Origin of the sequence: Plectonema radiosum NIES-515 (assembly GCF_025753815.1) — a bacterium.
Classification (GTDB): Bacteria; Cyanobacteriota; Cyanobacteriia; order Cyanobacteriales; family Nostocaceae; genus Hassallia; species Hassallia radiosum_A.
Genome location: NZ_JAOWRF010000049.1, coordinates 1 through 9711, shown reverse-complemented (window position 1 = coordinate 9711; position 9711 = coordinate 1). Strand labels below are relative to the sequence as shown.

The 9711-nt window shown below is 39.9% G+C and carries 10 protein-coding genes; 3 read left to right on the top strand and 7 right to left on the bottom strand.

The features are described 5' to 3' along the window. Window positions 1–176: 176 nt before the first annotated feature. The 5 genes from OGM63_RS03505 to OGM63_RS03485 form a co-directional block, all read right to left on the bottom strand. Window positions 177–896, bottom strand: a complete 720-nt coding sequence (locus OGM63_RS03505; protein WP_263744120.1) for a hypothetical protein — start codon at window positions 894–896, stop codon at window positions 177–179. A 195-nt stretch (window positions 897–1091) separates the two neighbouring features. Further along, entirely contained in the window at window positions 1092–1682 is a 591-nt protein-coding gene (locus OGM63_RS03500) for a Uma2 family endonuclease (RefSeq protein ID WP_263744119.1), read from the bottom strand. A 258-nt stretch (window positions 1683–1940) separates the two neighbouring features. Continuing rightward, window positions 1941–2159, bottom strand: coding sequence for a type II toxin-antitoxin system HicB family antitoxin (locus OGM63_RS03495; protein WP_263744118.1), 219 nt, complete (start codon window positions 2157–2159; stop codon window positions 1941–1943). Between the two features lie 101 nt (window positions 2160–2260). Next, a complete protein-coding gene (locus tag OGM63_RS03490) occupies window positions 2261–2662 on the bottom strand; it encodes a type II toxin-antitoxin system VapC family toxin (protein WP_263744117.1) in 402 nt (133 codons plus the stop codon). Then, window positions 2659–3018, bottom strand: coding sequence for a YlcI/YnfO family protein (locus OGM63_RS03485; protein WP_263744116.1), 360 nt, complete (start codon window positions 3016–3018; stop codon window positions 2659–2661). The genes OGM63_RS03490 and OGM63_RS03485 overlap by 4 nt, the downstream gene beginning before the upstream one ends. A gap of 102 nt (window positions 3019–3120) precedes the next feature. Between OGM63_RS03485 and OGM63_RS03480 the strand changes: the two genes are divergently transcribed. Beyond that, window positions 3121–3345: a DUF4926 domain-containing protein gene (locus OGM63_RS03480; protein WP_263744115.1), complete on the top strand. Its 225-nt coding sequence runs from the start codon at window positions 3121–3123 to the stop codon at window positions 3343–3345. A gap of 251 nt (window positions 3346–3596) precedes the next feature. On the opposite strand, the gene OGM63_RS03475 is transcribed toward OGM63_RS03480, so the two are convergent. Further along, the gene (locus OGM63_RS03475; protein ID WP_263744114.1) at window positions 3597–3887 is read right to left on the bottom strand and encodes a YkvA family protein; all 291 of its coding nucleotides are present in this window, start codon (window positions 3885–3887) and stop codon (window positions 3597–3599) included. A gap of 239 nt (window positions 3888–4126) precedes the next feature. Beyond that, a complete protein-coding gene (locus tag OGM63_RS03470; protein ID WP_263744113.1) occupies window positions 4127–6352 on the bottom strand; it encodes a phosphoketolase family protein in 2226 nt (741 codons plus the stop codon). Between the two features lie 645 nt (window positions 6353–6997). On the opposite strand from OGM63_RS03470, the gene OGM63_RS03465 reads away from it, so the two are divergent. Both OGM63_RS03465 and OGM63_RS03460 read left to right on the top strand, forming a co-directional pair. Next, a complete protein-coding gene (locus tag OGM63_RS03465; RefSeq protein WP_318528396.1) occupies window positions 6998–8140 on the top strand; it encodes a cytochrome P450 in 1143 nt (380 codons plus the stop codon). Window positions 8141–8280: 140 nt separating this feature from the next. Continuing rightward, complete coding sequence (locus tag OGM63_RS03460; RefSeq protein WP_263744112.1) at window positions 8281–9600, top strand: cytochrome P450; 1320 nt, start codon at window positions 8281–8283, stop codon at window positions 9598–9600. Window positions 9601–9711: the final 111 nt, after the last annotated feature.

The window sequence follows — 9711 nt, the reverse complement described above, 5'->3', positions numbered from 1 at the left end:
GGAGGGGGGAGGGGGGGGAAGGCAAAATATCTTACTTTTGACCATTGACCTTTGATATCATGTCCGTTTAACTAACAGTAATAAAAACGTCGCAACCGTCGTAGAGACGATTCTGTGCTACGTCTCTACAATATTTGTGATTTGCCGGACATAATATGACCTTTGACTTCTGACTTTTACCCCTGACTCTGCAACCTTCTCATTTCTAGTTGCACATCTAAGGCAATTTCCAATGCTTCATTTAATAACCTTCCATGCTCAGTAGCTTGTTCACTAACTTGCATTGCCGATAGAGTCGGTAAATTGTTGGCAAATAAATCTGTATTTTTGATAATAAAATTTTTATTCTCTCTTAAAATTCTTTCTGTTTTCAAAGCGCGAATTAAATCATTTTTTGTTAATTTCAATGCGTCAATTACCTTCTCTCTTTCCTTTAACGTTACTCCCGGATTGCCAGCTTCTTCTATTTGGTCGTTGATATCTATTGCTCTAATTACAGAATTATATCTTTCAACATCATTTAAAAGAATTTCTAAAGATGGTGTAATGTTCTTTCTCAAAAATTTAATTTGTTTTTTCCACCAAAAGTATAATATAGTTTGAGTAATTCCACCCCCAACCAAACTTAATATTATTAACAATATCCATGAAGGAATTGTTATCCATGTAGCAAATACCTTAAGCATTACATCCAATATCAGATAGCTAAAAACAAATATAGAAAATCCAATAAATACTACAGTCGCACCTTCAGAACCTTTGATTTTTTCTATAAATATCTGTCCCAATCTTTTGATCGGGTTAACAATTATCCTTAGTTCGTCTTTCACCGGTAGATTTGTTAATTTTTGTAATTGCTTTTGGCTAATCTCCAAGCCTTGTAAATCATCCCTCACAGCTTTCCCATCCTCGCGAAAAGAGTTGTTTAGTATTATATAACAATCGTCATTATGTCAAATCCGCTAATTTCGCATTTTGTCAAGCTTTATCAATAAAATTTATTTGATGTAAATTAGTATACATTCATTCAGCATCTACGCTGTTAGATATTTAATTTACAGGTCTGGGTTGGTAGAAAAGCTGAGTTAGTACTACTGGCTAATTCCTTTAATAAACTCAGTCCTTGCTTCAAGTATTGAGGGCATTAAAATACAAGTTGCGAATAAATTTACATTTAATTCGGGGAGTAATTCACTACGAGAAATCTGTTCATAATTATCATCGCGGAGTCGATATAAAGACAACTGATTATTTTCCCAAAACCAAACTTCAGTGATTTGAAAACGTTTGTATTTTTCTAGTTTATCTATGCTGCCACTGGTTATATTAATTTCAATTGCTAAATCGGGATTTTGTTTCTTTTCTCCTAAATAATAAGATTCATCAGGTTCAAATGAAGCACCTTTTTCTTGAGAACGACGAGTAGCGCTACCTACAGGGATAAAATTTATACCTAATTCAAAGAAATATGCTTCTAGCAAAATAGCGATCGCCTTTTTCAGCATTTCATGTTCTTCACCGAGAGTCATAAACTGTATATATCCATCCAGATAAGTTATCCTTAAACTAGGCGATGCCGTTAAAGCTTCTATTTTCTCAAATTCTTCCCAAGTATAATAACCAGGTAAGAGAAACTGTTGTTCTTTGAGTGTGGTGACTTTATCTGCGAGTTGTGGATTCATAGCGATGCCTGCTGCGGTAAACTACGCGCTTTTTTTAGTTTTCATTTATTATCTAGGAATTCATCTACTGTAATTCCTGCTTGTCGAATCATTACAGCAGATTTCAGGTAAATGAGTGAGGTACATGCGTAAAACCCCTCTTCTTGTAGAGACGTAGCACAGAATCGTCTCTACGTGTATTCGATTAGAGCGATAGGCTGCTGTAATTGCAAAAAGTTTAACAGCATCTTTACCGGAAATATTTGATAAACGTCCCATTTATACTAAAACTTCCCCGATAAAGGTTTGCAACTCTTTAGCTACATATGGTTTGCCATGCTTTTCTTGGACGTGAAGATAACCTCTAATGGCATCCTTGATATTTTCAATTGCCTCATCTAATGTTTTACCTTGACTTACACAGCCAGGAAATTCAGGAACCTCAGCAACGTAACCTTCATATTCTGAATCAAATGTGAAAATTACTTGGAATTTCATAATAATCAATCTTTGATAATTGAGTGCATACAATAAATCTAACGCGACGAAAAGGCGATCGCGCTACTTTTTGCTATTATTTAAAAGTATCCCTGAGGTTTTTAGCGAAAAGTCCAGTTTTCTAATTGCAGTCCGGTAATGCGAGCGTAGTGACGAGTATTATTACTAACTAAAATGTAATTTTCAGCAAGTGCAACACTAGCAATTAATAAATCAAATTCAGCAATCGGTTGTCCTATTCTACGGAGTTCTGCCTTTAATTCGCCAAAGCGCTTAACAGCAGAATCGCTTAAAGGTAAAACAGGTAAATTTTCAATGAATCCTTCTGCACGAGTTAAATTTTCTGTCACTCGATTGGAATTGTATGCACCATAGTACAACTCAGCTGCTGTAATGACACAAATTGAAATTTGATTTGATCCTACTTCCCTAACCTTTTCCCTGACTGAAAATCTATCTCTTAACCAATAGATGCAGGTATCTGTATCAAGTAAATAAGTCACAGTATATAATCTGAGTTGGAAATAGTACGGCTATCATATATATCTTTGATGATATCCTCTGTTGTGCGATCGTCTTCCCAGGCACCAAATGTTTCTATAAGATTTTCTAGGGAGTGAGTTTTTGGTGATGTTTGAGATGGCATTATTATTTCAGTCGCTATCAGTTGATCTGCTTCAGCAATGCCTAATTTATTAGTTTGCTCTTTCGCTATCACCATGATTTGCATTAAGGTTATAGCCTGACGCAGTACATCGCTTTTGCTTCCGCCAATCTTATTTGCCAGTTCTTCTAATATTTCGTTAAGTTTAGGTGACAAATCTAAGTTTAAGCGAACCATATCTTGAGCATTAGTCATGGTTCCATCCTTATGTAAAATATTAAATATATTATAGTTGGCGATCGCCGCAAGAGTAACAGGAATTTTGTTACTGCTTATCCACTTTCATTGGTCAGAAATATGATTGCAGAACTTGATAGGATTATTCTCACAACTAATATTCCAGAGTACGGTTTAGAAAAGGGTGATATGGGTACTGTTGTTTTGGTACATCAGGCTGGCAAAGGATATGAAGTTGAATTTGTGACATTGGATGGTGAAACTGTGGCAATTGTTTCATTATTTGCAGCACAAGTTCGTCCTATTAGTAGTAGAGAAATTGCTCATGCAAGAGTGATAAACTGATGCGATGGCGGCAGCCACTCCTACGGAGTATCGCACTTCCTCAAACCATATAATTTATGCGCCTAACGACTAAAGTCGCGGCTATACGAACAAAACCTGCCTTGCGCTAAGGCGCACGCTTCGCGATCGCAGCTTTCAAAACATAAAAGTCCGCGCAGGCGGACTTTGTTTGTATAGCCCCAGACTTCCAGTCTGAGGGGCGAAGTCGAATTCGTTTATGTAGTCGTGAATTCTATTTGCCAGGGCAAATTTTAAGAATGAAAAAAGTTATCAGCCTTTTCCCAGTGTTCATCCTTAACATGAGCGCGTACAGTTGCCAAAGCTCCTGTAATTACAGTAGCATCATCTGTGAAACCAAGACCTACTATCAAGTCAGGTATAGCATCAACAGGTGATAAGAAATAAGCAAGTGCAGCAGCAATTGTAGCTTTCGCGTAGGCTGGTGTTTTAGAATCAATCATGCAAAAATACATTGCTACTGCATCTTTTGTAAAAGGTACATGACCAATAAAACGTTTAACATTATTAAGAAAGTTATCCATATTAACTAACCGTATATTAAGTAAGTCGGTGTGAAAATTTCAAAGTATGTAATTGCGAGTGAAACGCAGCAATCATAAGGATTATGACAATTTCACACTCCGTTACATAGTTTGGTTTATTTACGCAGTTCTACTTATGCTAAATTATAATAAATAAAAATAAAATCCGCAAATACACGCATCAAAACGCCAACCTATCAGCGTTCATCAGCGTGTATCTGCGGTTAAAAACTCCGACCTTAATGCACTAACTCAATTCCCCGCTTCGCTAAAGCTTGCGCTGTCAAACCATTAAATGCCATCAACTCACCAGCACTCGCAGTAGTTTCCCCACGCTTCCATGCAAAAGTATCGCGTTTACAAGTACTTCTCAACATAATTGGTTCCAGCATCGCAGAAGCACCACCAGTAACACCAATTAACGCATCACCTGCAAACAACTCTGCAAATTGTTCATCATCCAAAAAGCCACCATCGGGTTCAGAACAAGTATCCCAAGCTGTATCATCAGGACGATACAAACGACGGGGATTAATAACAGAAATTATCTTCACACCAAGACCTTCAGTTTCTAAGAAAGCTGCGGCTTCAAATACTGGCATTAATGTCATATCACCAATAACAGCAAATACAATCTTCTTACTTCCACCTTGATTAGATTCAACTTCATGCAACACTACCGCACCATCACGTAACCCTTTTCGAGTTTGTTCAAAAGTTGTTCTAATTGGCAAAGGTGATTTACTGGCAGTTATGACAATTCCCTTATTTTTGGTTTTCAATGCCCAGTCATAACAAACTTGAATACTGTTAGCATCGGGTGGAAAAACTGGGAATATATTACCATTTCGCATCATGGAAGCAAAGTAAGCTTCAATTTCTGGACGTTGGTGAGTCCAACCGTTGCGTCCTTGCTCTAAAGCACCTGCTGTAAATAAAGTAGTTGTTGAGGGAGTGGGACGGCGCAATTCTGCCATTGCTTGGATGACAGTTTGCCAAATTGGTAAACCGTTGATGGCAAAAGATTCATAAGAACACCATAAAGTTCTCGCACCCATCAAACATAAACCAACAGCTAAACCTGCACAAGCATCTTCACTTAAAGGTTCATAAACTTGTCCGTTTGGTGCTTGGTTGTATAAGTCATCTTTTGTCGGGTGGATAATCTTTAAAGCTTGATTTATGTTGGCAATTCCTGATGCTTCATTTCCATCAGCGTTGGTGACGAGGAAATTTTTATCTTTATGTCCAACTATTCCTACTAATCTTCCCATTGATGTTGTAGAAACTTTTGGATCGCCACCTACAGCATATTCTTCTAAAGGCAATTCACCTAATTCTGGTAATTGTAATTCAAATTCTGTGACAACTGTTTTCGCTGCGGGTCCACCACCTGCGCGTTCCGCATTTGTTCGCACTAATTGCCAAGCTTCTGCTGACAATGCACGCCCTTGTAATGCACTTATAATATGAGGAGCATCGAGGGTATCTTTAGGATATAAATTGTGTGATTTTGCCCCTAGTGCGTGAACTCCTGCACCTTTCAATTGTTTAATAATAAACACAGTAAGTTTACCACCAAGTGCAGATTTAGCAGCTTTATCTATACCAGTTAATACAGATGAAGTAAAAGCTAATCTTTGTTCAAAGGAAAAGGCGGTACTATCAACATAATCGCCTGTTTGATTTTGGTCATCAAAGTCTTTGGCATCGACTAATATAACTTCGGCAAAACCGTTACCATGCCAGTATGCGATCATCTGTTCGTTGGTTTTGAGGGAAACCATGCTATGGTGTTCCTGGCTGTAACCGTTCCATACCAACACTGGCAAAAAGTTGGTGACAGTTGGAAAAGCAGTATTGAAGTGTGCGATCGCACTGATGATATAAGGTTCACCTAATCCACCATCCCCAACAGTGAAGGGAAACAGCTTATCTGGATGGAGCTTTGCCGCTGACATGGCAAAGTGTTGCCCTTGTCCCAAAGGACCTGCGGGTGCGAGAATACCGGGAATGTAGCCAGAAAGGTGTCCTAAAAGTCCGTGCTTTTCGCGGAAGCGATCGCGTAACTGCTGCACTGTATATATCCCCATGTCCTCTAACGAGCGATCCAAGAACATGGCACTATAAAATCCAGGGGCGTGGTGTCCCACTTCCGTGATAATGTTCTTATGACCCAGCATCACCAACGCTGCATAAGCTTCGGCTTGGGAAGCAAATCCACCTGGATGTCCAGAAGCTTTAGAAGCAGTAACTTGTAAGGTTAGGTAACGTAAGGCATCAGCTGCAAGTAAAGTCTGATATACTGCTGCTGAATCTTCAGGATTGGCGATCGCTATTTTATTTTCGGCGATCGCAGGTGTTCCCCCATAAGTTTCAAATCCGGGCAACGCTTCCCCAAAATATTGAATTCCCTCGCAAAAATCAAAAGACGCTGAAGTAGCTTTTGGTGTGATTGCAGTCATGCTGATTACCTTGTAAATAAAAGGAGATGCTGTAAATGCTCAACAAGTTAACAAGAATTTTACAACTTTCATGTTGTAACAATTAATTATTCTTTCACAATGCAAAGATAATTAGCTTAAATGTAAGCGCAACAAAACTTAATTACTTTATTTTTGTTTCAGTGGCAAAAAAGAAGAAGTTAAAAGTTGGGAGTTAGGAGTGAGGAGTGAGGAGTTAGGAGTTAGGAGTGAGGAGTTAGGAGTTAGGAGTGAGGAGTTAGGAGTGAGGAGTGAGGAGTGAGGAGTGAGGAGTTAGGAGTGAGGAGTGAGGAGTTAGGAGTTAGGAGTTAGGAGTTCAAAAAGAATTTTGTAATGGTTTATACCATTATTTGATTGAAGACAATTAAAATGTTTGATTTGGCGTTTTTGTACAAAACCCCTAAGCTAGATTCTGACTTTTAACTCTTGACTCCTACTTCTAACTCCCAACTCCTAACTCCCAACTCCAAACTCCAAACTCCAAACTCCTAACTCCAAACTCCAAACTCCCAACTCCCAACTCCTAACTCCCAACTCCCAACTCCCAACTCCCAACTCCAAACTCCTAACTCCAAACTCCTAACTTTTTTATAAACCCCCAGCGATTGGAACACGGTTTTTGAACCTCTGCTAGGAAAGCATTCTGTCATCACTGTTAGCGGTGAGGTGCATAGGCGTCAGCGTCAGTTGTTAATGCCTCCTTTTCATGGTGACAGGATGCGAACCTATGGTCAAGCAATTAGTAATATCACAGAGCAAATCATCAGTCAGTGGCAGGTAGACAAATCTTTTACTGTCCGGTTGGCAATGCAAACCATTACCATGCGGACAATTATGCAAGTCGTATTTGGGCTGTATGACAGTCCTCGTGCCCAAGAACTAGAGAAAATATTGTGTCAGATACTGGAGGATGGAGGTTCTGTTTGGAGGGCTGTTGAGCTTTATTTTCCCCTCCTGCAAAAGGATTGGGGTTCTTCTAGTTCTTGGGGAAAATTTCTCCGTCGTCGTCAGCGACTTCACCAACTCACCAACGAGGAAATTGAAGAACGTCGTCTTCAAGCAGATTCATCTCGTACAGATATCCTCAGTTTGTTGATGGCAGCACGGGATGAAGTTGGTGAACCGATGACCAATGAAGAGTTGCGTGATGAATTGATCACAATGTTGTTTGCAGGTCACGAAACTACAGCTACTGCTTTGACTTGGGCATTGTACTGGATTCACAAGCTACCAGCAGTACGGGAAAAGCTGCTGCAAGAACTAGATAGCTTGGGCGAAAATCCAGATTCTAGTATGATTTTCAAATTGCCTTATCTGAATGCCGTTTACAGCGAAACTTTGCGGATTTACCCTGTGGGGATGCTCAACTTTCCCCGCGTTGTCAGAACACCTGTAACGCTTTGTGGGCAAGAACTTGAACGGGGGACGGTGGTGCTTGGCTCGATTTATTTGACGCACCAGCGGGAGGATTTGTACCCGGAACCGAAGCGGTTTAAGCCTGAGCGCTTTTTGGAAAGACAATTTTCGACGTATGAATATCTGCCTTTTGGGGGAGGTGCTAGGCGCTGTATTGGTATGGCTTTTGCTCAGTTTGAAATGAAGGTGGTATTGGCGAAGATTCTTTGTAGTTTGGATTTGGCGCTGGTGGATGATGGTGATGTCAAACCTAAGCGTCGTGGTTTGGTGACTGGTCCGGATCGCCCGATTCAAATGGTTGTTAAGGGTAAGCGTGAGGTTAAATATCCCAGTTTGTCATCTATCTCTGGTTGAGTTTTTAATTGAGGGGATTTTGATATTATTCTTAAGGTTTTGTTCGGGTGGGCTGTGCCTACCCGACAATATTTTTTTGAGAACGAACCGCCAAAACGCCAAGAGCGCAGAGTTAAGAGAAGAGAGAATAAAGTTTTATTATGAGGTTTTTGTTACAAACGCTGCAATTAATTGCTAATCCGACGCGGTTTTTGGATGGGTGTGCTGTTAAGTATGGGGATGTTTTTAGTGTCAGGGTTTTGGGGATAAATTCGCCGCCGGTGGTGTTTTTTAGTCATCCGGATGCGATCGCTGAATGTTTTGCGGTGCCGGCGAAGGAGTTGGATTTTCAGAAAGCGACTCATGTCTTTAAGCCGCTGTTTGGGGAGAAGTCGATTGTTTTACAGGATACGCGATCGCATAATCGTCAAAGACAGTTATTGATGCCGCCTTTTCATGGCGATCGCCTAAAATCTTACGGGGAGTTAATTTGTCAAATTACTCAAGAAGTTATCAAAAATTGGACACTTGGCGAAGTAATATCTATGCAGGAAGTTATGCCAGATATTACTTTACAAATTATCTTACAAGTTGTATTTGGTATTAGTCCGGGTGCGCGTTACCAACAATTAAAGGAACAACTAACTTCTTTACTCGAAGATGTCACTAAACCTTTGTATTCTAGCTTATTTTTCTTTCCGCCTTTACAAAAGAATTTAGGTGCGTGGAGTCCTTGGGGAAATTATCTCAAAAGACGAGAAGAAATAGACAAACTCATATATGCTGAAATTTCGGAAAGACGTTTAGAAAATGATGCAACGCGATCAGATATTCTCAGTTTGCTAATGTCAGCGCGTGACGAAAACGGACAGCAAATGACAGATGAAGAATTACGCGATCAATTAGTTTCGCTATTGCTATTAGGTTATGAAACTACAGCAGCAGTGTTAGCGTGGGTATTTTATTTAATTCACGCGCATCCAGAAGTAAAAGATAAGTTAATGCAGGAATTAAATGTAAGTGATGCCGGAAATCCTGAAGTTTTAGCGCAACAACCTTACCTCAGCGCTGTTTGTCAAGAAACACTGCGAATTTTTCCTATAGCCTTAATATGTACACCGCGAATGGTAAAAGATAAAGTCGAAATTGCCGGGGAAAAATATACATCCGGGACAATTTTAGTACCCTGTATTTATTTAGCACATCGCCGCAGCGAAACTTATCCAGAACCAGAGAAATTTCAACCCGAAAGATTTCTCAACTCGAAATTTTCCGCTTATGAATATCTACCTTTTGGTGGTGGTTATCGCGGTTGCATAGGTGCAGCATTTTCGATGTATGAAATGAAGTTAATAGTAGCTACAATCTTGTCAAATTTTCAGCTAGCACTCACTAATAATCGTCCGGTACATCCTGTGCGTCGTGGTATTACCATAGTCCCTAGTGGTGGTGTGCAAATGGAAGTTAGGAGTCAGAAGTAGAGACGTTCCGACGGAACGTCTGTACCAGGAGAATGGAGTAGGAGTTAGGAGTTAGGAGTTAGGAGTCAATAGTCTCCTTGTCCTCCCACTCCCCCCCTCCCCCCCTCCTCC

Excerpts from the sequence above, each read along its gene's own strand:
- OGM63_RS03500 (WP_263744119.1), bottom strand. The coding sequence starts at position 1,682 with ATGAATCCACAACTCGCAGATAAAGTCACCACACTCAAAGAACAACAG.
- OGM63_RS03495 (WP_263744118.1), bottom strand. The coding sequence starts at position 2,159 with ATGAAATTCCAAGTAATTTTCACATTTGATTCAGAATATGAAGGTTAC.
- OGM63_RS03485 (WP_263744116.1), bottom strand. The coding sequence starts at position 3,018 with ATGACTAATGCTCAAGATATGGTTCGCTTAAACTTAGATTTGTCACCT.
- OGM63_RS03480 (WP_263744115.1), top strand. The coding sequence starts at position 3,121 with ATGATTGCAGAACTTGATAGGATTATTCTCACAACTAATATTCCAGAG.
- OGM63_RS03475 (WP_263744114.1), bottom strand. The coding sequence starts at position 3,887 with ATGGATAACTTTCTTAATAATGTTAAACGTTTTATTGGTCATGTACCT.
- OGM63_RS03470 (WP_263744113.1), bottom strand. The coding sequence starts at position 6,352 with ATGACTGCAATCACACCAAAAGCTACTTCAGCGTCTTTTGATTTTTGC.
- OGM63_RS03460 (WP_263744112.1), top strand. The coding sequence starts at position 8,281 with ATGAGGTTTTTGTTACAAACGCTGCAATTAATTGCTAATCCGACGCGG.